This is a genomic window from Bacillus sp. FSL E2-8868 (assembly GCF_038005505.1).
In the GTDB taxonomy this organism is placed as follows: Bacteria; Bacillota; Bacilli; order Bacillales; family Bacillaceae_G; genus Bacillus_A; species Bacillus_A mycoides.
The window spans coordinates 250,747-272,923 of the sequence record NZ_JBBOTI010000003.1; the positions used below are offsets into that span (position 1 = coordinate 250,747).

Consider the following 22,177-nt stretch of genomic DNA (forward strand, 5'->3'; position numbering starts at 1 on the left):
CCCATTATAATTAGAAAAGGCTGTTCCAAAATGTTTTTTTGGACAGCCTTTTCTCTTACTTCTTTACTTCCCTTATTCTCCCTCTTATTTCTCCCTTTTTATTAGATTTCGTATTAACATTTACATATACATTTGCTTGCATTATCTCTTGAAACAAGCTGTCAAGTGCTCTCCCCTGTAAAGGCCCTTCAAAATCCTCCACTTTAGCTACACCAGTAACGACTCCTTCATTCACACTAATTCCTTGCTCTAACGGACCAAACAAACTTAAAATAACTGGACCAATTTGATTCGCTTTTCCTAAATGAATTTGGCATGACGTGATTTTTTTTATGTTTTTTAATATGACCCGATATTGCAACTTCTTTAAATCTTCACTAAAAATGAGCTCTGTTACACCGTAAGCTTCTGTATTTACAGGAGGTACTTCCCTCTTCCCTGTTAACCTAGCAAAGAAATGTGTTGTCATACGGGCATTCTCCTCATATAAATTTCCCAGCACCACTTCTACTACTTTATGGTTTAGACATAATCATTTATGACTTTTTCAAATTTTAATTACAACTAAAAGATTCACAAAATCTTTACATAGAAATCATTTCATTCACTTTACTGCCTCTTGTATAATGCACTTAGAAAAACATTCTAGGAGAATTATACAGTAATCGAAAAAGCGAACGATTATAGACATATGTATTAAAATGTAATTATGTAACAATATGAACCAAAAGAATTTCCAGAAGTTTTCAACGTACCTATTAGACCATTGCAAAGTTGGGATAACCAAGTTGTTTTAACTGCTTACCAAAACCCAAAAGGTAAATAAAAAATTATCTCCACAAGAAGAACTTGTTCAAGATTTGATATCTATCATTCATGTATGTAGTTGTAGGGTATATGGATTGAGAAAATACAAAAAGAACATGGTGGGTGATAAAAAGTTATGAGAAGAGCCTATTTGATAGAGATTAAACCGACAAATGAACAAATAACCAAGATCAATCAAACGATTGGGGTATGTAGGTATGTTTACAATCTGTATATCTCTAAAACCAAAGAGAGGTATGAATCCGAGGGAAAGTTTCTGAGTGGATATGACTTTTCTAAATGGTTAAACAATGTCTATACAAAAGAATGTGATCAATGGATTAAAGAAGTATCTAGTAAAGCGATAAAACAGGCAATTATGAATGGAGATACGGCTTTTAAAAGATTTTTTAAGGGCTTATCTGGATTTCCCCGTCATAAGAAAAAGAAGAATCAAGATGTGAAGTGCTATTTTCCTAAAAACAACAAAACGGACTTGGCAGTAGAAAGACATAGAGTAAAAGTCCCAACGATTGGTTGGGTGAGATTAAAGGAGTATGGTTATATCCCGAAAAATGGGATTGTAAAAAGTGGAACGATATGTAAAAGGGCAGGGAGATATTTTGTATCTGTGCTTTGCGAATTGGAAGAAAGAGCAACGAAACCAACACTTAATGAAACAGGTTTAGGTATTGATTTAGGGTTGAAGGATTTCGCTACACGTAGCGATGGTATCGTTCATGAAAACATCAACAAAACAATAAGCGTAAAAAGGATAGAAAAGCGGTTAAAACGTGAGCAACGCTCTTTATCGCGTAAATTTGAAAATGTAAAAAAGAGAGGTGAAACATCTGCTACGAACAAAAGAGCGAATATAGATAAAAACATTCTTAGGGTGCAAAAACTACATGTTCGGCTAACCAATATCCGACTAGAGTATGTAAAGTCTATTGTAAATGATGTGGTGAAAACCAAGCCAACGTTTATTACAGTGGAAGATTTGAATGTGAAAGGTATGATGAAGAATAAACATCTATCTAAAGCAGTTGCTGGGCAATGTTTTTATACATTTAAAACATTGCTATTGACGAAATGTGAAGAATATGGAATCAAACTACGTCAAGTAGACAGGTTCTATCCATCGTCAAAGTTATGTTCGTGCTGTGGTCAAAAGAAATTATACTTAAAGCTATCTGACCGGGTATATACATGTGAATGTGGAAATGTAATGGATAGAGATTTGAACGCATCAATCAACCTTTTACAAGCAAAAAAATATACAATACTAACGTAAATAAATTGTATATATGTACGGTGGGCTACATCGGAATTTACGCCTGTGGAGTGTTATAGCAAACTGTAGTAGCGAATGATTGGCGAGACAGGACACATAGAAGCAGGAATACTCTAAGAATATACATTTGTCTATATCTTTAGTAGCAGGAAATTTTGAAAAATAATAACTACTCTTTCCAATCATTAATAGAGATTTTTCTCGTATCATTTAAATTAGGACTTACTTCATTTGGTGGTCCCGTCGCCCATCTTGGTTATTTTCATCATGAATACGTGCAAAAAAGAAAATGGATGGATGAACGAAGTTACGGAGACTTAGTAGCGCTATGTCAATTCCTTCCTGGCCCTGCTAGCAGCCAAGTCGGTATGGGAGTTGGCTTATTACGCGGCGGATTATTAGGAGCTATTATTTCATGGATCGGATTCACTCTCCCATCTGTGCTCGTTTTAGTTTTCTTCGCTTCATTTCTTAACCAATTCGAGCTTGGAAGTACTGGCTGGATTCACGGACTGAAACTTGTAGCGGTCGCAATTGTCGCTCATGCAATATGGGGAATGGCTCAAAAGTTAACACCAGACCGAAACCGTGCAACAATCGCAATTGCAACTGCCGCAATCGCCCTATTATGGCCAAGTAGCTGGACACAAGTAATTCTCATTATAGTATCTGGTTTCATCGGTTGGTTTTTATATCGTGGCCAGCCAGTTAGCCAAGCTCATAAAATAAACGTACCTATTTCAAAAATGGTAGCCATATCTTGTCTCGTCTTATTCTTCGGACTATTAATACTGTTACCAATGTTACGACCATACTCTTATTTCATCTCTTTATTTGACAGCTTCTATCGCTCTGGTGCACTTGTATTTGGCGGAGGGCATGTCGTACTTCCTCTTCTTGAAAGTGAGTTTGTACAAAACGGGATGATGACAAAAGAACAATTTCTTGCTGGATACGGATTAACACAAGCAGTGCCAGGGCCACTATTTACATTCGCTTCTTATATAGGAGCAGTGCTAAATGGAACCGCCGGAGCAGTTGTTGCAACGATCGCTATCTTTCTTCCTGCCTTCCTGCTCGTTGTTGGCGTTTTACCATTTTGGGACAGTGTAAGGAGAGTATCTTACATACAAGGTGCACTACTTGGAGTAAACGCAGCCGTTGTCGGCATTTTACTTGCAGCTTTTTATGATCCAATTTGGACGAGTACAATTATGAATTCTGTAGATTTCGTTTTTGCTTCTCTTCTATTTTGCTTACTCGCTTTTTTGAAAACACCACCTTGGGTTATCGTTATAATCGGGGCCTTCGGTGGATATGTTCTATCCATTTTGTAAGCAAAAAAAACGACGGCCCCATTTAGCCGTCGTTTTCCTATTAAAATTTCACAAGCTCCATTCCCTCAGGAAGCTCACTCTCCGTTAAAATACGCAACTCTTTCACGCGATCCATTACGTAAGAAGAACGTTTCACAAGCTCTGGGTCAATATAAGCTGGATGCACCATAATTTCTACCGTTTGCTCGTCCTGCACTCTTTCCTTTAACTTCACAAAGTAATCTTCCGTCACACCGTCAGCGTAAAAGTCACTGTAAAACACATCTGAAAATGGGCGCACCGCTCGCTCTTCTTCACAACGACGAATTGGAACATTATATTTACTTGCTAATCTCTCAAGAACGTCGTGTAAAAGCGGTAATCCATGCACGTGATGATGACTATCTAAATGAGTTGGTGTTAATCCGTAAGATAAAAACTTCTCAATTTGAGCAGTCCATTCTTTTTCTACCTCTTCTGGATTTATATTTCCTTCCCATACAACACTTTGTTTATGAAACAATCCATCGCTACTTACAAGTGATGGAACGTCTTTAAGAAGTGGTTCTCCTGCCGTTAATACGAGATGAACTCCTATCCCTAACGTTTTATACTCTTTCGCTAAGCGTACGGCATGCTCTGTCCCTGGCATATTCATCATCATCGTCGTTGAATTTACAAGTCCATTTATATGTCCATCAATAATGCCGTAATTTGTACCTTCTGTAAGACCAAAATCATCTGCGTTTACAATTAACTTAATCATCGTAATACCTCCTAATAGAATAAAAAAAGCGGGCTAAATAGCGCCGCTTTATTTCTCTACCTTTTTGAAGAACTGCGGAAGATATTCTTTATGTGCTTCCAACATTTCATCTAAAATTTGTTTTGCAACTTTATCTGATGGTACAAGTGGATTAATTGTCATAGCAAGCAGCGCTTTATGATAATCTCCTGTAACAGCAGCTTCAATTGTTGTGCGCTCAAATGATTTAATTTGTTGTACTAAACCGCGAACTGGTACGGGAAGATCTCCGACCGCAATTGGTTTTGGACCCTCTTTCGTAATAATACAGTTCACTTCAACAGCAGAATCATGTGGTAAGCTTGCAATTGTTCCATTGTTTCGTGTATTAACAGGCTGGATATCACCTTTATTATTGTAAATAGACGTAATTAAGCTACATGCTGCGTCACTATAATAAGCGCCGCCACGTTTTTCTAATTGTGGTGGTTTAATATCTAAGTTCGGATCTTTATATAGCTCGAATAAATCGTCTTCTAATTGTTTTACTACTTCTGCACGTGTACCTTTTTCAACCGAAGCTTCTTTCTCTTCTTCTAACATTTCACGTGTTTTGTAGTAATAACGATGGTATGGACATGGAATTGCACGAAGACCGCGAATAAAGTCTGGCTCCCAGTTAAGTGCTGCAATATTTTCCATCGTAATTTGCTTTTCTGGATCTGTTACAAGCTCTAACACACGATCCATTACACTTACGCCATCTAAATATACATCTAATCCGTATACCATGTGATTTAAACCTGCGAAATCAACGTGTACCCGGCTTGCATCTACTTCAAGTAATCTCGCAAGACCCATACGAATTCCAATTGGAACGTTACACAGACCAACTACTCGTTGAATGTTCGTGTAGCGAAGGACAGCTTCTGTTACCATACCAGCTGGGTTCGCAAAGTTAATTAACCATGCATTCGGACAAAGCTCCTCCATATCCTTACAAATATCTAAAATAACAGGAATCGTTCTCAGCGCTTTGAATAAACCACCAGGACCATTCGTTTCCTGACCAATTACATCATATTTTAATGGGATTGCTTCATCTTTTGCACGAGCTTCTAATAAACCTACGCGAAGCTGCGTTGTTACGAAGTCAGCATCTTTTAATGCTTCACGACGATCAAGTGTTAAATGTACCTCGATTGGTAAACCAGATTTTTTCACCATACGTTTCGCTAAGTTACCAACGATTTCCAACTTTTCTTTTCCTGCCTCAATATCTACTAACCAAATTTCACGAACAGGAAGCTCATCATAACGTTTAATAAATCCTTCAATTAATTCTGGTGTATAACTAGATCCACCGCCGATTGTAGCAATTTTAATTCCAGTCATGCTTTATTCCCCTTTCGCTTCTAACTTTTTATAAAGATCAATAAATTCTGCCGCTAATTCTTTTACCGTAATAGAATTCATTAAATGATCTTGCGCATGAATTAAAAGAACACTAATCTCTGTTTTTTCCCCTCTTGCTTCTGATTGTATGAGCTCTGTTTGGAAATGATGCGCTTCATTAATCGCTTCTTTCGCCTTTACCATCGCTTCATCAGCTTCTGCCATTTTCCCCTGTTTGGCGAATTGCAGTGCCTCCATTGCAAAGCTTCGTGCATTACCGCTATTTAAAATCAATTGGAATGGAATTTGTTCTGCTGTAGTCATCATAATTACCGCCCTCTCTATTATGGTTCAACCGATTTAAATACCCCTTCAGTTTGAACATTGCTATTAAATTATTATTTTATGAATGATAGTTTGGTGTTCTTGTAGATGGGTCTCATCTTTTTGAACATGATATAAAGGTGATTGTTCTCACAGATAATGTTACCTGTGAGAACAATTACTATGTTACATAGGTACAGAGTTGTTATTTCCTTGTGCTGCTGCTTTTTCAGTACGAACAACAGAACGGTCAGATAATACAACGAATGGATAGTAGATTACCATCGCAATTACAAAGTTGAATAACTGTAGAATTGCACCTGAAAGATGTCCACCTGTTACAAGATAACCACTAATAATTGGTGGTGTTGCCCATGGAATCATCACAACTGTTTTTGGTACCCAACCAATAGATAGAGCTGTATAAGAAGTAATTACTAATACAATTGGTGTTAGGATAAACGGTAAGAATAAAATTGGATTTAAAATAATTGGTGTACCAAAGATTACTGGTTCGTTAATATTGAATGCACCTGGTCCAATTGATAAGCGAGATACACCGCGTAATTGTGCACTTTTTGCTACAAGTAATACGACCACTAAGAACGCTAATGTTGCACCAGAACCACCAAGATATACAAAAGTATCAAAGAATGGTTTTGTAATAATGTTTGGAACATCAAATGCAGATGTACCACCTTGGAATAACTTCATATTTTTCTCTAATGCCGGTAAGTATAATGGCTCAATAATACCACCAACGATATTTGGCCCATGTAAACCGAAGAACCAAAGAAGATGAACAAGGAGTACAATGACAATTGCACTTGGTAATGTCCCTGCTAAACTTTGCAGTGGTGATTGAATCGTATTAAAGATAAATTCATGAACACTTGTACCAGCTAATTTCACTGCTAATTGAATACCTGCAACTGCTGTTAAGATAACAAATGCTGGAACTATAGCTGCGAAAGATCTTAAAACTGCTGGTGGTACTCCATCAGGCATTTTAAAAGTAATGTTTCTTTGTACAAAGAAACGGAATACCTCAGTAACAAGGAGTGCCACGATAATTGCTACAAATAGCCCTTGTGCCCCTGTCCAAGCTAAGTTCAATCCGCCTTCTTTCGGTGTTGTTGGCGTAAGAATAATTAACGCACCAAATGAAATAATACCTGCTGACAAACCATCAACGCCGTAAGATTTTGCTAAGTTATAACTTGTTGTAAATGCTATGATTAGTGCTAGAATTGCGAAAGAACCAGTCCACATTCCACCGCCAACTTGTTTCCACGTTTCACCAAACAAACCTTTCATGAACTCTTGGAAAGCTTCAGACGGAAAACCATTAATTAGTGATGCCAATGCACCAACTAAAATAAGTGGCATAACTGCAATAAATCCATCACGGATCGCAGCTAAGTGACGTTGCGATCCGATTTTACCAGCGACAGGAACAATATACTTCTCCATAAATGCAATAAATTTTTGCATTTCGCTTCCCCCCTAATTATTTTTTAAGTGTTAATGCGTGATCTAAAACTGCTTCTCCATTCATCATGCCGTAGTGCATTGAGTTAATAACATCGACTCCAACATTTTTCTCATCGGCAAGCGTTTTCATTGTAGAAAGCATGTAACGAACTTGTGGTCCTAGTAATAATACATCTGCTTGATCGATATTGTTTTTTACTGCATCCCCAGATACAGCCCAAATTTTACCTTCTAGACCACGAGCTTTTGCAGCCGCTTCCATTTTTGTAACTAGTAAACTTGTAGACATCCCTGCTGAACAACATAATAAAATATTCATTTATAAATCCCCCTTGTGTAGTATAAAAATTTTATGTTTTATTTATTTTTCTTTACGCTATTTATTATTGCAATTAGCGTGCCAACTTTTCAAAACGCCTAAAATCAGCGTTTTTTCGAGTGATTTCTTTGTGTGTTACCGCTTTCAATCAGTGTGTCCCCCAGAAAACACACAGTGTGTTATAAAACACCTCACTTTTAACACATAACTGTATGAAAATAGATTAGTGTTTAGTTGTCTAGTTGTGTTTAAACAAAAAAAACACTAAATTATTTTTTAACACATAAAAAAACCTTGCCTAAGCAAGGTTCATTCATCCACCGACATCTTCCTATATAATTCTACAAACTCACTCGCCAATTCCTTCACCGTAATTGCGTTCATTAAATGATCTTGTGCATGCACCATCAAAAGGGTAACTTCGGTTTTTTCCCCGGCAGCCTCTTTCTGTATGAGCTCTGTTTGTAAGCGATGCGCCTCTTGCAATTCATTTAAAGCTTCTTGTAGTTTCGCTTCTGCTTCCTGAAATTCACCGCGCTTTGCACAATCAATTGCTTCCATTGAGCAGCTTCTCGCATTACCACCATGTAAAATTAAGTGAAAAGCTTTCGTCTCTATCGTATCCATTTTAGTTCTTTACTCCCCCTTTTCTTCCGCTACTTTTTGTTTATCCCATATTTTTAAGAACGGTAAGTAAATAAAGAATGCAAGTGCAAAGTTAACAAGTTGTAAAACAACACCTGAAATTTTCCCGCCTGATCCTAAATATCCACTAAAAAGAATAGGTGTCGTCCAAGGTACCGCCGCTCCGCTCGGACGTGCGACCCATCCCCATTCCATTGCAAAGTAAGAAACAATCGTTAACACAACTGGAACCAATATAAATGGAATAAGTAAAATTGGATTCATTACAATCGGCATACCAAAAGTTACCATTTCATTAATATTAAATATACCAGGCGCAATTGACAATCGCCCTAAACTTTTTAATTGCTGACTTCGCGCAAATAGTAACATTCCTACAACTAAAGCGAGTGTTGCACCAGAACCACCCATATAAATCCATAAATCAAAAAACTGTGCGGTAATCGTATTCGGTACATCTTGCCCTGCTTGGAAAGCAACTCGGTTTTGATCCATTAACGACAACCAAACGGGGCTCATTACACCACCAACAATAGTAGCGCCATGAATTCCACAAGACCAAAGAACATGAACGAGAATAACTGCTATTATTGCGCCCCAAAGACTAGCACCAAGTACACTGAGTGGTTCCTGTAAAATTTGCCCCACAATATTATGGATACTGCCAAAAGAAGTATTTTCTATAATTAAGCGCAAAATCCAAATAACCGTTACAACAATAAAACCTGGAACAAGTGCCGCAAATGAACGTGTCACAGCTGGTGGAACTGTCTCCGGCATCTTTATAATCATCTTTTTTTGTACAATAAACCGATAAAGTTCAGTAGATATAATTGCAATAATCATCGCTACAAATAAACCTTGGCTTCCCATTAGCGCCGCTGGGATTGCTCCATCTACAATCACACTTTCCTTCGTGCTTGGTATAATATATGCAACTTGAAATGGAGTTGCAAGCAAGAAGGTTACAAGCGATAATGCACCAGATGCTAAAGCATCTACTTTATAATACTCACCAAGTCTGTAAGCGATTCCAAAAACAGCTATTAAAGCCATTATATTAAAAGTTGCACTAACTGGATACCCTAAAGCTCTCTGCCAATTCTCACCAAATAAACCTGCCATAAAATCATTATATCCTGGTATTGGTAATGCACTAACAATAAGGAAAAATGATCCAATAATTAAGAAAGGCATCGTTAAAATAATTCCATCACGAATAGCCTGCAAATGCCTCTGCTCTGCAACCTTTCCTGCCACTGGCATCACATATTTCTCTAAAAACCCTATCATCTATCCCACTCTCCTCATGGTTTCATGGACAAAGCTGCTTGTAAGATAGCCTCTCCATTACAAAGTCCGTAATGGACGGATTGAATGACATCAACAGGTATTCCCTTCTCCTTACATAATTCTTTCATTTTCGGTAATAAATAACGTACTTGCGGTCCAAGTAAAAGTACATCTGCAGTATCAATATGATTTCGCACTTCTGAACCTGATACAGCCCAAATCTTTACCTCTATCCCTCTTGCCTCTGCTGCTTTCTCCATTTTTGTAACAATCAAACTGGAAGACATTCCCGCTGCACAGCAAAGTAAAATATTCATCTCGCTCCCCTCCCCCTTTTTCCAAACCTAAGTTATGGTGTAGCCCTTGCCACCACTAGGTTACAAATATATATGTCTAGATTTCTAACTGTATGCCGAGCTTAAAAACAAAAATTTCTCGGTTTTCACGCTATTCCATCTATCCGTATTTTCCTAGTAAAGAAGTCTCTAACTCGCTATAATGATTCAGTATGATTTTTTATAATCGATAGGAGGGTATATTTATGAAGGCATATCGCTTTCCGCTTATTTTATTATCTTCTATCCTAATTGGTGGTTTCATTGGTTATTTCATGGGTGCCGATGCAGTTGCTTTAAAGCCGCTTGGTGACATTTTCTTAAACTTAATGTTTACGATTGTTGTACCTTTAGTATTCTTTAGCATCGCGTCATCTATTGCTAATATGGATGGATTAAAACGTTTCGGTAAAATTATGTCTAGTATGGCTGGAACTTTCTTATTTACAAGTATTTTAGCTGCTATTTTTATGATTATTATCGTGAAAGTATTCCCGCCAGCACAAGGTGTTGTATTAGAACTAACGCAGCCTGATAAAGCTGAAAAAGCAGTTAGCGTTGCTGATCAAATTGTTGGTATCATAACAGTATCAGACTTTTCAAAGTTACTATCTCGCGAGAACATGTTAGCTCTTATTTTCTTCTCTATCTTAATGGGGGTTGCAACTTCAGCAGTTGGTGAAAAAGGGAAACCATTCGCTACATTCCTACAAGCTGGTGCAGAAATTTCAATGAAAGTTGTATCTTTCATTATGTACTACGCTCCAATCGGACTAGCTGCCTACTTCGCAGCATTAGTTGGTGAATTCGGACCACAACTTCTTGGAACTTACTTCCGAGCAGCAATGGTATACTATCCAGCTTCTCTTATTTACTTCTTTGTATTCTTTACATTCTATGCGTACCTTGCAGGTCGCAAACAAGGTGTACAAGTATTTTGGAAGAACATGGTCTCTCCTACAGTTACATCACTTGCAACTTGTAGTAGTGCCGCAAGTATTCCATCGAACTTAGAAGCAACGAAGAAAATGGGTATTTCTTCTGACGTTCGTGAAACAGTTGTCCTTCTTGGATCTACACTTCATAAAGACGGATCTGTTTTAGGCGGGGTATTAAAAATTGCTTTCTTATTCGGTATTTTCAACATGGAATTCGAAGGACCGAAAACATTAGCAATCGCACTTGTCGTTTCTCTATTAGTAGGAACAGTAATGGGTGCTATTCCAGGCGGCGGTATGATTGGGGAAATGTTAATCGTTTCTCTATACGGATTCCCACCAGAAGCATTGCCAATTATCGCAGCAATTAGTACAATCATCGATCCTCCTGCAACAGTGTTAAACGTAACAGGAGATAACGCTTGTGCCGTAATGACAGCTCGCCTTGTAGAAGGTAAAAACTGGATCAAAAATAAATTTGCTTAATATATAGAAAGAGGATGCTCCTAACAAGCATCCTCTTTTTTGTTGTGATAGATATATTGGAATAATCGTTGATATATTTAAAGTTGTGATACATATATTTCGAAATAATCCATTCCGCCACAAATTTGTTATAATCTTCACAAATACTCCACACCTATCATCCATTCTCCGTACTATAATCATGTATGGAAAAGGAGTTAAATACAGTTATATGAAATATACAAAAATATATTATAATTTACCTATGCAGTAATATAAAACAAAAGAGTTTGCTGAAATAATCAATGTCTCTGTAAGAACTTTACAGATGCGGGGGAATAAGGGTGTATTGACCACTTACTGAAACCCTAAAGAAAAAACATTATACAGATAAACAGTATAAAGACTACCTGAGATAGGTTCATACGTTTTTGGTAGAGACTATTGTTGTAACGAATGAAAAATTATCTTCACAGGAAGAGCCTATTCAAGATTTACTACCTATCTTTCATGTATGCAGTTGTATAATTTACGGGTTAAGGAAATACAAAAAGAAAATACCGGAGGATGAAGATTTATGAAAAGAGCATATCTAATAGAAATCCATCCGACAAAAGAACAAATAACCCAAATAAATCAGACGATTGGTGTGTGTAGGTATGTTTACAACCTGTATATCTCTAAAAACAAAGAGTTGTATGAAGCAGAAGGAAAGTTTCTAAGTGGGTATGACTTTTCAAAATGGTTGAACAATGTCTATACAAAAGAATGTGATCAATGGATAAAAGAAGTATCCAGTAAAGCTGTAAAACAAGCGATTATGAACGGGGATAAAGCTTTTAAGCGATTTTTTAAAGGTTTATCTAAATTCCCACGATATAAGAAAAAGAAAAAACAAGATGTGAAGTGCTATTTTCCTAAAAACAACAAAACTGATTGGACAGTAGAAAGGCATAGAGTAAAAATCCCGACAATGGGTTGGGTAAGGTTAAAAGAATATGGATATATCCCTAAAAGTGCAAATGTAAAAAGTGGCACAGTATATCAAAGAGCAGGAAGGTACTTTGTATCTGTTCTTTGCGAATTGGAAGAAATAAAAGCAAAGCCAACACTTAATTCAACAGGTTTAGGGATTGATTTAGGAGTGAAGGATTTTGCTACACGTAGCGATGGTATCGTTCACAAAAACATCAACAAAACAATAAAAGTAAAAAAGATAGAAAAACGATTAAAGCGTGAACAACGCTCTTTAGCACGTAAATTTGAACATCTAAAAAAGAGAGGTGAAAAATCTGTTACTAATAAAAGAGTGAATATAGATAAAAATGTTCTTAGAGTACAAAAGCTATGTGCTCGATTAGCGACTATTCGAATAGAGTATGTAAAGTCTATTGTAACGAATGTGGTGAAAACCAAGCCAACGTTTATTACAGTCGAAGATTTGAATGTGAAAGGTATGCTGAAGAATAAACATCTATCTAAAACAATTGCCAAGCAGTCTTTTTATACTTTTAAAACGTGGCTTTTGACGAAATGTGAGGAATACGGAATTGAATTACGTCAAGTAAACCGGTTTTATCCCTCGTCAAAGTTATGCTCATGTTGCGGTCAAAAGAAAGCAGATTTAAAACTGTCTGACCGGGTATATACATGTGAATGTGGCAATGTAATGGATAGAGATTTGAACGCAGCGATCAATCTTTTACAAGCAAAAGAATATACAATACTAACGTAAATAGATTGTATATATGTACGGTGGGCTACATCGGAATTTACGCCTGTGGAGTGTCACAACGAACTGTAGTAGCGAGTTAGTGGCGAGGCAGGGCACGGAGAAGCAGGAATACTCTGAGAATATATTTGTCTATATTTTTAGTAGCAGATGGATACAATGACTCAAAGTGCACCAGAATTCAAAGTTTTGCAAAGCATTGCATTTCTTGCTGTCGTTTTGCAAAGTTCCTTATTATATACAATGAATCAAGGAAATGTCTTACTCGAGCAATCCCTCATTATGGGCATGCTATTTAATCTTGCAAAATTTTCAGCACCTGCATTCATATTTATCGTCGGCTTCCATTTAATTCGGCAATATACGAAGCAACTCGTTTACAAAGAGTATATTTATGAAAAATCCACACATTTACTCATCCCTTATTTCTTTTGGTCTATTCTTTATCTATTAACAACAAACGATGTCATTACACTACAAGGCGGAATAAAAAGTTTATTACTCGGAACAGCTGCACCTCATCTTTGGTACGTTATTATGATGTTCCAAATTCACTTATTGTTCCCGTTACTATGCACACTATTTTATTGGTTTCAAAAACGAACAGAAAATAAAAAAGACATATATAAATATATGACCATTTTCGCTTGTCTATATTTCTTCTTAATGTGGTATTCTTCTCACTACATTTTTAATGGAGAGAAACTGACTAGTTCAACCATTTTACATTATACAGATCGTTCCTTCTTCTTCTACTCATTCTATTTCGTCATGGGAGGAATAGCTGCTGTATCATTAAAAACTTGGCGTATATTTGTCATGAAACATATTCCGCTTATCACAATACTATTTTTCATCTTATTTTTATTCATCAATTATGAGTTATTTAGTTTTTACGGCGCCAATTCTATTCATTTAACGGTTTCTACTTATTTAAAACCGTCCATGTTTTTATATATTGTTTGTGAAATTATGATACTGTACGTGTTATCTATTACAATTGTACAGCGACGTGGTTTCTTATATAAAGCTTTACGTTTTATCGGGAATTACACGTATGGCGCTTATCTAGCTCATTTTTTCTTCTTACAACTATGTACAAAATTTCTTTCTTTATTTACATTGCAAGAAAACACAATATTATATAGCCTATTATTATTTATACTAACGGCCACATTCTCTATTTCAGCAATGGTCATTTGCAGCATACTACCATTTCATACGTGGATTACAGGGCCTTCCCCTACAACAAATATGAAATGGGCGAAGATTGTACTTCGGAAAAATCACGAAAAGGTATTCAAACCATATCTTTGATATAATAAAGTGAAACTTTAATCAGTGGAGGGGTTCTTCATCCCCCACTGATTATCAGCCCTCACCAATCGGGCATTTACGGGCAGCCCGATCCCCACTTAACTTCTTTTCTTTTGCTGAATTTTGAGGTAGGGGTCTTACTGCCCGTTAATGCGGGATAGTATTTCATATAAGAAAAGAAAGCAGGAGACACCTATGATCAATCAAATTGGACAAATTATGTTATATGTAAATAACCAAGATAAATCAGTACAATTTTGGACAGAAACAGTAGGATTCCAAATTATTGCGGAAGAGAATAACGGACAAGGGTTTCGCTGGATTGAAATTGCGCCGGCAAAAGAAGCCGGAACAAGCATCGTCCTTCACGATAAAGCGTTAATCGCGAAGATGCAACCTGAATTAAACTTAAATACCCCTTCACTTATGTTCTTCTCTAATAACTTAGATCAACTGTATAAAGATCTTTCTGAGAAAAATGTTACAGTTGGACAAGTTGTAGATTTACCTACAGGTAGAGCATTCAACTTTGCTGATAATGAAAATAATTACTTTGCGGTAATGGAAAAGAAATAAGAAAAAGCTATCCGAAAAGGTCGTAATAAAACCTTTTATCCGGATAGCTTCTTTATATTATGAAACTTGCTCTGCATTCGTTTCCTTATGCCGTATATGACTCGTGATCCAAGCAATTCCGCCAGCAACAACGAGATAGCATAACAATATTAAAATTTGCATTTGTAATTGCGACCAATCGCCTAAAGAAATCACATCTTGTAACCCTCTAAGAGAATGAGACATTGGGAGAAATTGTCCAATTTTGCTAAGAACAGCTATATTTAATTCTCCTGGGAAAGTACCCCCGCTCGTCGCTAATTGCAGGACGAGAAGCGTTACTGCTAAGAACTTTCCAACAAGACCAAATACCGTTACTAACATAAGAATAAATGTCATGAACGTAAAGGAAATAATAATACTTGATAAAACAAAGAGTGGCACACTTGCAACTTCTAATTTCATAACTCCTAGCACAGCCACATCCACAAGTAATGCTTGAATAAGTCCAATTAAATATACCAATCCTAGTTTATTAATAAAATGTACTGTTCCGCTTACCTTCATATTTTGTCTACGGCCAAGAGGTAAAATATTCGATGCCATAATTCCGCCAACATAAAATGCCAGTGATAAAAAGTATGGTGCAATACCTGAACCGTAGTTAGGCACATCAGAAACTGTCGACTTCACTAATTGAACCGGCTCTGAGAACATCGTATTGCGTGCATCATCATTGCGAACATCCGCTATCTTCTCTGCGCCCTCTCCCAATTTCGTAGAAAGTTCTTTCGCACCATCGTCAAGTTTAACAAGTCCGTTCGTTAACTTATCAGCACCATGATTCAGCTCTGTTCCGCCACTCGCAAGGTGATTTACACCTTCTTGTAATGATGTAAATCCATTTCCCCACTTCATAAATCCATCAGCTAAATTCGAAGTACCATCTGCTATCTTTTTCGTTCCAGCGGTAGCTTCGTTTAACTTAACTCCGAATGTATTCATGCCTTCCTCAATCTTATGCTGACCATCAGTAAGCTTCCGCGCACCTTGTGTCAATTGTTGTTGGCTATTATTTAAAGTGTTTGTTGCTTTAGCTAATCCGTTAGAAGTAGCAATGATCTTTTGAAAAGCAGGATCTTGCTGCACTTCTGGATGACTTTTCACGTACTCTTCTAATTGTTGTTTTACACTATTTGCTGCATTGTCCGCTTTCACTTGCCCTTCAGCAAGTTTCTCACTTCCGTTCACCCATTCATTTGTACCAGCACTTAATTCACTAACTCCTGATTGTAAAGACTTCTCACCCTGTGCTAGCAGCTCCATACCATTATGAAGTGATGTCGCTCCCTGACTAAGCTCATTTGCTCCCCCAGTTAAGGCCGATTGGCTAGAAGCAAGTTTTTCACTTCCCTCTTTCACTTTTGATGTCCCGTCACTTAAACGATGAATACCATCTGCAAGCTGATTCGCCCCATTTTTTGCATCCGTCGTTCCTTCATGTAACTTCTCAGCGCCATTTCTTGCATCACTCAACCCTTGTGCCAAATCTTGAAACTTTGAAAAGACACCTTCTGTATAAGATTTCGTAATACTATTTGAGATTTTTGTTTTCATATTTTCAACAGCTGTCGTTCCAATTTGAGCTGCTACAAAGTTTTTCCCTGGATTTACTTTGTACTGCAGCCTCGCCGGCTCTGGTTTCTCATCCATTAGTGTACTTACCTTTTTAGAGAACTCCTCCGGAATCGTAACCACCATATAATACTTATCTTCTTTTAGCCCTTCATCAGCATCTTTTTCTGATACGAAATGAAACTCCAATTCCTTATTCTCTTTTAAATTTTTAACAAAATCGTCTCCAGCCTGGATTGTTTTTTCATCCATCACAGCACCCTTATCTAAATTAACAACTGCAACAGGTAATTTATCTAATTTTCCGTACGGATCCCAATATCCAGCTAAGAAGAATCCTGAATAAATTAAAGGAACGATTAATAAAAAAATTAAAGCGATACGTCCATGTTTATGGTTCCACATCGCCTTCCAATCTTTAAATATAAGTTGAATTCCCTTCATGAAACATACTCCTTCTCCTAATTTAACACCCTTCGAATGGTTTAACAGATTTACTATACACGTCACTTTCCATACTGTATAATACATCTTTAATTATCAATTCATTCCTTTTGGTCTATAGAAAGGAGATTCGAAGTGGAACTTCTTCAATTAAAATACTTTCAGACAGTCGCACGACTAGAACATATGACAAAAGCAGCTGAAGAATTGCATATCGCGCAGCCTTCACTCAGTAAAACAATCGCTAGACTAGAAAAGGACTTAGGCGTCCCCTTATTTGATCGCCAAGGTCGACAGATTACATTAAACTCTTTCGGCAAAGTATTTTTAAAACGAGTAGAGCGCATTTTTCATGAATTAAGTGAAGGGGAAAGAGAAATTAAAGATTTAGCTGAATTACAACAAGGCTCTATTACACTTGCAGTTTCTATTCCAAGAATATTACCCGAGCTACTCGGTTCTTTTTTACTAGAACATCCTAACGTTCGATTCCAACAATTTCTCGCATCTACTCCTTCTATGAAACGGCAACTAGATAATATGGAAATTGATTTTTGTATCTCCTCTGTACCAATTGAAGGCGAGGAAATGGTTTGGGAACCACTTATCACAGAAGAAATTTTCTTAGCTGTTCCTTCAGGACATCGGTTATCAAACCGCGAAAGTATCTATTTGCATGAAGTAAAAGACGAATCGTTTATTAGTATGAACACTGGTTACGGATTTCGGCACTTAACAGATGAATTTTGTAAAAAAGCTGGTTTCACTCCACATATCGCTTTTGAAGTAGATGAACCAACCGTGATTAGCGATCTCATTAAGCAAGGTCTTGGCATCGCCTTTGTCCCAAGTTTAACTTTATTAAAAAACTCTACTTTAGCATCAAATAAGTTACGTATTATTGAACCTAATTGCGAACGAACTATCGGCTTAAGTTGGTCGAAGAAGCGCTATTTATCAAACACCGCCCAGCAATTTCGTGAATTCGTGATTGATTACTTCTCCAATATTAGGGCGTAAAATTATATCGCTTTACAAACAAATAACGACACAAATAGAAGGTACCATCCCCATAGGATGGCACCTTCTATTTTTTACTCTTATCCAATTCCATTTCCGCTAAAAGCGGCAATACGTTATCGAAAATATGCGTATTATTATTCTCACCTGTTACATATCCACCATAATATCTACTAAATACATTATCATTTCGGAATGTAGTCATCCGCTCATATAATTCCTTCGCAAACTTTGTATCACCTGTTTGTAGTACGTACAAAATTGTTAATCCGTAAGATGCTGGTGATTCATAGTTCACAGCTTGTTTTCCCGTTTCTAAGTTATAACGACCGTATAACTTTCCATCTTCGCGAAATTTCTTCTTTATAAATTCCAAATAAGCATCTGATGAAAGACTGCCTAAACTGCGATGATAAGCAACGTATGATTGATCAATAAGATTCACTTCTTTATCGTACGTAAATGTCCCATCATCTTTATACTCTTTCGGGAATGCCCAGCCCTGCCTTGGGTAATCCGCTAAAAACTGAACAACTTCCTGATACTGCTGTGCAGAAATTTTTCCATACTTTTTCATATAAGAGAATGCATGCGGATTTATGTAAGATGTTGTTGCAAAGTTATTTTGTTTTCCTGTATCTGCATCGTAATAATCAACGTAATAATTACCTTTTTTATTATAACGAAGTACAGAATCACTCAATTGATCTGCAAGGTTTTTATAGCGATCTTCCTTGTATATTTCATAAGCACGATATAATTGTTCTATAATACGAAGATCATCGATAAGTGCATTAGTAGCTGACTGCATTTCTCCCTTTTCAGAGATTTTCCATATAACGATGCGATCCTTGTGTACAAAGTTATTTTGAATAACCTTCACTTGTTCATCAAATAAAGCTTGCTCATCTTTATCAAGTGTATATTGTAGCCATAACCCTGCAGATTCTGATAAAGCTTCACGGCCCTTCGCTTCACCCTTACCTGCCTTTGTATCCTCTAAGCGATACGTTGCAAGTGTTCCATTTTCATTCACCATATGTCGTAAAATAAAATGCTCGGTACGATTTCCTTGTAAAGCTGACCAAAATACAACTCCACCTAAAGCGATTAAGAGAATAACCCCAATCCCTATATATAAACGTTTTCGCAAGCTTTTCACCTCCTTTTAAGGCTAACCTTAATTTTACCAGAACATACGCAAATATAAAAAAGACAATCCTTTAGATTGTCTCTCCCACCTTATCCTTCGCAAGCCTCTTTAGAAGGTCTATATAGCGATTCCACAAGTCGATCATATTCACGACGCGTAATTTCTTTATTATACAACTTTAATAACAAATCTCTATGCTCTCTTGAAAATGCCATTTTTTTAATGACTTCAGGATACATAAAACACCCTCTCCATTTCACATAAACTTCTTCATCCCGGAAATAGAACTTACGTTCGCATAAAAGATTATAAAAGATTCAGCCCTAAAAAACAAATAAAATATTACTAAACATCAATTTCTTTCTTTTTAGAATATTTAAACACTATATTACCGTACTCATTTTTTAAATACATATATATTTTTAGTAGTTTTTTGAATAAATTTTCCAATTCAATCAGAAAATAATGGCAAAAAGAAGGGGAGTATACATATGGATACCGTAACATTAGCAAGGGCATTTTTTGGTTCTTCATTAGCATTCCACATTATCTTTGCAACGCTTGGAGTCGGGCTTTCTTTAATGATTTTTATAAGTGAAATACTCTATCACTGGAAGAAAGATTCCGACTATGCCATTATGGCAAAAAGATGGACAAAGGCTTTTGCTATCCTTCTCGGTGTAGCAATTCCAACTGGAACAATTGTTGGTGTACAAATTTCACTTCTTTGGCCTGGTTTCGCCAAAATTGTTGGGCAAGTTATTTCCGTTCCATTTCAAATTGAGATTTTCGCCTTCTTTTTAGAGGCTTTATTCATGTCTATTTACGTATATGCGGCTGATAAACTACCTCCAGTTATGAGATTAATCTCGCTATTTTTCGTTATGATTGGCGCCACTGCATCCGCCGTGCTTATTACATCGGCAAACACATGGATGAATACACCTGCGGGCTTTTCAATGAATCCAGATGGCTCAGTTTTTAACGTTGATCCGTGGAAAGCTTTCTTTAATCCGAGCTTTGGCACAAGTGCATTCCACGTCGTTATTACGGCCTATACAACTGGAGCAGCTGTTATCGCTTCTATCGCTGGATTTAAATTATTAAAGAAAAATTTAAGCGCTCGTGAAATTGCTTACCATAAAAAAGGATTACTGTTAGGGCTTGTCGTTACATTTATCACAGGTGCTACGATGTGGCTTTCAGGACACGAATCTGCTATTGCCTTACATAAACATTCACCTGAAAAACTAGCATCTGCTGAAGCTTTGTTTGAAACAACATCACACGCGCCTTTATCGATTGGCGGGATTGTGGACCCTAACACACTTGAACTAAACTATGCCCTTGAAATTCCGAACATGCTTAGCTTATTAGTGGGACTAGACCCTAACACCGTTGTAAAAGGGCTAAATGAATTCCCGCAAGAAACGTGGCCACCATTTTACACACATACACTATTCAACTTAATGGTCGGCACTGCTGCCTTTACCTTTGCAGTTGCAGCTATTGCCCTCTTATATTGGTACTTTGTTTACCGAAAAAAAGGAGTAGAGTTACCGAAGTGGCTTCTTTGGGGAGCTGCCGCCTGTGGACCCGTTATGTTGCTCGGTATTGAATTCGGATGGATTTTTAGTTGTAGTGGTCGTCAGCCATGGACAATTTATGGCATGCAACGCACGGTAGATGCTTCTACGCGCGCTGATTTCGTCGGTCCTTTATTTGTTTTATTCATCATTTTATATATCGGACTTGGTATTTTAACCGTCTTTGTACTACGGACATTCTTTAAGAAACATCCGTTAAAGAATGATTTACATCACGAAGGAGGCGATTCTCGTGCATGAGGAAAGCATTGCAATCATCATCTTATGGGCTCTTATTTTCGTATATAGCATATTAGGATCTATTGATTTTGGAGCTGGTTTTTGGGGCATGGTATACGCTAAACACCCGACGCTTGCTGCCAAGCTTGCTAATCGGTACTTATCACCAACTTGGGAAGTAACGAATACGTTTCTTGTCTTTGTCGTCGTTGCTTTTCTCGGTTTCTTCCCAAAAGCGGCCTTTACCCTTGCAACCGTTATGTTTGTACCAGTTATGTTAATTTTAGTACTCGTTGCGATTCGTAGTACATTTATGGTATTTGCTTACTCCCTGCCAAAATACCAACACCTTCTTCGGATTATTTCAGGTATTACCGGGCTCTTAATCCCAGCTCTATTAATTACCGTTCTGCCAGTTACAGAAGGTGCCTATATTACGATGTCTGAAGGAAAAGAAGTGCTCCTTTACGGAAAACTTCTTTCTAGTCCCGTTATTTATTGTTATATGCTCTTCGGACTAACTTCGGAACTATTTCTATCATCTCTCTTTCTTGCTGATTTTGCTAGGGAACAAGGTTCTGAAGATACGTACCGAATTTATAGAAGAAATGCCATCATACTTGGTCCTGCAACGCTCGTGACTGCTATTATCGCTCTCGTTGTAATGGACCCTGAAACACACTGGCTTATGCAAGGACTAATAAAGCAATTCCCATGGTTTACAGTCTCTATCATTTTATTTGTTATCGGATACTCTTCCCTTTGGTGGACAAATAAGAAATATGGCACACTAGGCTTTCCTCGCATTGCAGTTTTAGCTGTCGTCGCTCAATATGCATTTGCAAGCTACGCTTACGGCGTCGCCCATTTACCTTATATCATTTACCCGGACGTAACTGTATTTACAAGCTTTACGACGGTCGAAACATTCTATGCACTTCTTATTCTTTACGCAATCGGGATTGCAATTTTACTACCAGGATTTATTTTCTTCTGGAATTTATTCTTAAAAGATCGAACATTTTTAAAGGAAAAATAGTAAATTAGGGGCATTCACACATAGAATGCCCCTAATTTATTAGACTCCTCTCCTAATAGTTATTACACTACTACTTATACTTGCCT

General features: G+C 37.1%; 21 protein-coding genes and 2 pseudogenes. 11 read left to right on the plus strand and 12 right to left on the minus strand.

The annotated features are described in order from the left end of the window. Positions 1–55 precede the first annotated feature (55 nt). Positions 56–469: an exosporium regulatory protein ExsM gene (gene exsM / locus NSS74_RS22455; RefSeq protein WP_002144845.1), complete on the minus strand. Its 414-nt coding sequence runs from the start codon at positions 467–469 to the stop codon at positions 56–58. A gap of 352 nt (positions 470–821) precedes the next feature. On the opposite strand from exsM, the pseudogene NSS74_RS22460 reads away from it, so the two are divergent. The 3 genes and pseudogenes from NSS74_RS22460 to NSS74_RS22470 all read left to right on the plus strand — a co-directional run. Further along, a pseudogene (locus NSS74_RS22460) lies at positions 822–947 on the plus strand (IS607 family transposase); the annotation flags it as partial. Continuing rightward, complete coding sequence (locus NSS74_RS22465; protein ID WP_445661829.1) at positions 944–2,101, plus strand: RNA-guided endonuclease InsQ/TnpB family protein; 1,158 nt, start codon at positions 944–946, stop codon at positions 2,099–2,101. The pseudogene NSS74_RS22460 and the gene NSS74_RS22465, both read left to right, overlap by 4 nt. A 155-nt stretch (positions 2,102–2,256) precedes the next feature. Beyond that, complete coding sequence (locus tag NSS74_RS22470) at positions 2,257–3,438, plus strand: chromate transporter (protein ID WP_340814337.1); 1,182 nt, start codon at positions 2,257–2,259, stop codon at positions 3,436–3,438. Between the two features lie 40 nt (positions 3,439–3,478). On the opposite strand, the gene chbG is transcribed toward NSS74_RS22470, so the two are convergent. From chbG to NSS74_RS22510, 8 genes are all read right to left on the minus strand, one after another. Continuing rightward, entirely contained in the window at positions 3,479–4,183 is a 705-nt protein-coding gene (gene chbG / locus NSS74_RS22475) for a chitin disaccharide deacetylase (protein WP_340814338.1), read from the minus strand. 48 nt (positions 4,184–4,231) lie between these two features. After that, a complete protein-coding gene (celF, locus tag NSS74_RS22480; protein WP_000145757.1) occupies positions 4,232–5,557 on the minus strand; it encodes a 6-phospho-beta-glucosidase in 1,326 nt (441 codons plus the stop codon). A gap of 3 nt (positions 5,558–5,560) precedes the next feature. After that, positions 5,561–5,884 (minus strand): PTS lactose/cellobiose transporter subunit IIA, encoded by a 324-nt coding sequence (locus NSS74_RS22485; RefSeq protein WP_000989054.1) that lies wholly within the window; start codon positions 5,882–5,884, stop codon positions 5,561–5,563. Positions 5,885–6,067: 183 nt separating this feature from the next. Then, complete coding sequence (gene celB, locus NSS74_RS22490; protein ID WP_012261997.1) at positions 6,068–7,375, minus strand: PTS cellobiose transporter subunit IIC; 1,308 nt, start codon at positions 7,373–7,375, stop codon at positions 6,068–6,070. Between the two features lie 16 nt (positions 7,376–7,391). Continuing rightward, complete coding sequence (locus NSS74_RS22495; RefSeq protein ID WP_002089627.1) at positions 7,392–7,694, minus strand: PTS sugar transporter subunit IIB; 303 nt, start codon at positions 7,692–7,694, stop codon at positions 7,392–7,394. Positions 7,695–8,003: 309 nt separating this feature from the next. Continuing rightward, positions 8,004–8,321: a PTS lactose/cellobiose transporter subunit IIA gene (locus NSS74_RS22500; RefSeq protein ID WP_002016162.1), complete on the minus strand. Its 318-nt coding sequence runs from the start codon at positions 8,319–8,321 to the stop codon at positions 8,004–8,006. Positions 8,322–8,330: 9 nt separating this feature from the next. After that, complete coding sequence (gene celB / locus NSS74_RS22505) at positions 8,331–9,632, minus strand: PTS cellobiose transporter subunit IIC (RefSeq protein ID WP_340814342.1); 1,302 nt, start codon at positions 9,630–9,632, stop codon at positions 8,331–8,333. Between the two features lie 14 nt (positions 9,633–9,646). Further along, positions 9,647–9,949 carry a PTS sugar transporter subunit IIB gene (locus NSS74_RS22510; RefSeq protein ID WP_002139105.1) on the minus strand — a complete coding sequence of 101 codons (303 nt, stop codon included), beginning with the start codon at positions 9,947–9,949 and terminating at the stop codon, positions 9,647–9,649. Positions 9,950–10,173: 224 nt separating this feature from the next. Here NSS74_RS22510 and NSS74_RS22515 point away from each other — a divergent pair, with 224 nt between their 5' ends. The 5 genes and pseudogenes from NSS74_RS22515 to NSS74_RS22535 all read left to right on the plus strand — a co-directional run bounded on the left by NSS74_RS22515 (position 10,174) and on the right by NSS74_RS22535 (position 14,995). After that, a complete protein-coding gene (locus tag NSS74_RS22515) occupies positions 10,174–11,391 on the plus strand; it encodes a dicarboxylate/amino acid:cation symporter (RefSeq protein WP_002139104.1) in 1,218 nt (405 codons plus the stop codon). A gap of 413 nt (positions 11,392–11,804) precedes the next feature. Further along, positions 11,805–11,951: pseudogene (locus tag NSS74_RS28010) on the plus strand (IS607 family transposase); the annotation flags it as partial. Beyond that, positions 11,948–13,105: an RNA-guided endonuclease InsQ/TnpB family protein gene (locus NSS74_RS22525; protein WP_372488497.1), complete on the plus strand. Its 1,158-nt coding sequence runs from the start codon at positions 11,948–11,950 to the stop codon at positions 13,103–13,105. The pseudogene NSS74_RS28010 and the gene NSS74_RS22525, both read left to right, overlap by 4 nt. 156 nt (positions 13,106–13,261) lie before the next feature. Continuing rightward, the gene (locus NSS74_RS22530) at positions 13,262–14,419 is read left to right on the plus strand and encodes an acyltransferase (RefSeq protein WP_340814345.1); all 1,158 of its coding nucleotides are present in this window, start codon (positions 13,262–13,264) and stop codon (positions 14,417–14,419) included. 195 nt (positions 14,420–14,614) lie between these two features. Further along, entirely contained in the window at positions 14,615–14,995 is a 381-nt protein-coding gene (locus tag NSS74_RS22535; RefSeq protein WP_340814347.1) for a VOC family protein, read from the plus strand. A gap of 57 nt (positions 14,996–15,052) precedes the next feature. Here NSS74_RS22535 and NSS74_RS22540 read toward each other — a convergent pair whose 3' ends face one another. Further along, complete coding sequence (locus NSS74_RS22540; RefSeq protein ID WP_340814348.1) at positions 15,053–17,053, minus strand: YhgE/Pip domain-containing protein; 2,001 nt, start codon at positions 17,051–17,053, stop codon at positions 15,053–15,055. Between the two features lie 135 nt (positions 17,054–17,188). Here NSS74_RS22540 and NSS74_RS22545 point away from each other — a divergent pair, with 135 nt between their 5' ends. Continuing rightward, positions 17,189–18,073 carry a LysR family transcriptional regulator gene (locus tag NSS74_RS22545; protein ID WP_002129960.1) on the plus strand — a complete coding sequence of 295 codons (885 nt, stop codon included), beginning with the start codon at positions 17,189–17,191 and terminating at the stop codon, positions 18,071–18,073. Between the two features lie 67 nt (positions 18,074–18,140). On the opposite strand, the gene NSS74_RS22550 is transcribed toward NSS74_RS22545, so the two are convergent. Further along, entirely contained in the window at positions 18,141–19,226 is a 1,086-nt protein-coding gene (locus NSS74_RS22550; RefSeq protein WP_340814349.1) for a transcriptional regulator, read from the minus strand. A gap of 89 nt (positions 19,227–19,315) precedes the next feature. Further along, positions 19,316–19,465, minus strand: a complete 150-nt coding sequence (locus tag NSS74_RS22555) for a hypothetical protein (protein WP_002016173.1) — start codon at positions 19,463–19,465, stop codon at positions 19,316–19,318. A 252-nt stretch (positions 19,466–19,717) separates the two neighbouring features. Between NSS74_RS22555 and cydA the strand changes: the two genes are divergently transcribed. Both cydA and NSS74_RS22565 read left to right on the plus strand, forming a co-directional pair. Further along, positions 19,718–21,073 (plus strand): cytochrome ubiquinol oxidase subunit I, encoded by a 1,356-nt coding sequence (gene cydA, locus NSS74_RS22560; RefSeq protein ID WP_159147259.1) that lies wholly within the window; start codon positions 19,718–19,720, stop codon positions 21,071–21,073. Continuing rightward, entirely contained in the window at positions 21,066–22,091 is a 1,026-nt protein-coding gene (locus NSS74_RS22565) for a cytochrome d ubiquinol oxidase subunit II (RefSeq protein WP_002089640.1), read from the plus strand. Before cydA ends, NSS74_RS22565 begins: the two co-directional genes overlap by 8 nt. The last annotated feature ends 86 nt before the right edge of the window (positions 22,092–22,177 follow it).

Bases quoted from the DNA above. Each gene is read 5' to 3' on its own strand.
- NSS74_RS22525 (WP_372488497.1), top strand. From the start codon at position 11,948: ATGAAAAGAGCATATCTAATAGAAATCCATCCGACAAAAGAACAAATA.
- NSS74_RS22540 (WP_340814348.1), bottom strand. From the start codon at position 17,053: ATGAAGGGAATTCAACTTATATTTAAAGATTGGAAGGCGATGTGGAAC.
- NSS74_RS22530 (WP_340814345.1), top strand. From the start codon at position 13,262: ATGACTCAAAGTGCACCAGAATTCAAAGTTTTGCAAAGCATTGCATTT.
- celB (WP_340814342.1), bottom strand. From the start codon at position 9,632: ATGATAGGGTTTTTAGAGAAATATGTGATGCCAGTGGCAGGAAAGGTT.
- celB (WP_012261997.1), bottom strand. From the start codon at position 7,375: ATGCAAAAATTTATTGCATTTATGGAGAAGTATATTGTTCCTGTCGCT.
- cydA (WP_159147259.1), top strand. From the start codon at position 19,718: ATGGATACCGTAACATTAGCAAGGGCATTTTTTGGTTCTTCATTAGCA.
- NSS74_RS22515 (WP_002139104.1), top strand. From the start codon at position 10,174: ATGAAGGCATATCGCTTTCCGCTTATTTTATTATCTTCTATCCTAATT.
- NSS74_RS22485 (WP_000989054.1), bottom strand. From the start codon at position 5,884: ATGATGACTACAGCAGAACAAATTCCATTCCAATTGATTTTAAATAGC.
- NSS74_RS22510 (WP_002139105.1), bottom strand. From the start codon at position 9,949: ATGAATATTTTACTTTGCTGTGCAGCGGGAATGTCTTCCAGTTTGATT.
- NSS74_RS22500 (WP_002016162.1), bottom strand. From the start codon at position 8,321: ATGGATACGATAGAGACGAAAGCTTTTCACTTAATTTTACATGGTGGT.
- exsM (WP_002144845.1), bottom strand. From the start codon at position 469: ATGACAACACATTTCTTTGCTAGGTTAACAGGGAAGAGGGAAGTACCT.
- NSS74_RS22555 (WP_002016173.1), bottom strand. From the start codon at position 19,465: ATGTATCCTGAAGTCATTAAAAAAATGGCATTTTCAAGAGAGCATAGA.
- NSS74_RS22535 (WP_340814347.1), top strand. From the start codon at position 14,615: ATGATCAATCAAATTGGACAAATTATGTTATATGTAAATAACCAAGAT.
- chbG (WP_340814338.1), bottom strand. From the start codon at position 4,183: ATGATTAAGTTAATTGTAAACGCAGATGATTTTGGTCTTACAGAAGGT.
- celF (WP_000145757.1), bottom strand. From the start codon at position 5,557: ATGACTGGAATTAAAATTGCTACAATCGGCGGTGGATCTAGTTATACA.
- NSS74_RS22495 (WP_002089627.1), bottom strand. From the start codon at position 7,694: ATGAATATTTTATTATGTTGTTCAGCAGGGATGTCTACAAGTTTACTA.
- NSS74_RS22465 (WP_445661829.1), top strand. From the start codon at position 944: ATGAGAAGAGCCTATTTGATAGAGATTAAACCGACAAATGAACAAATA.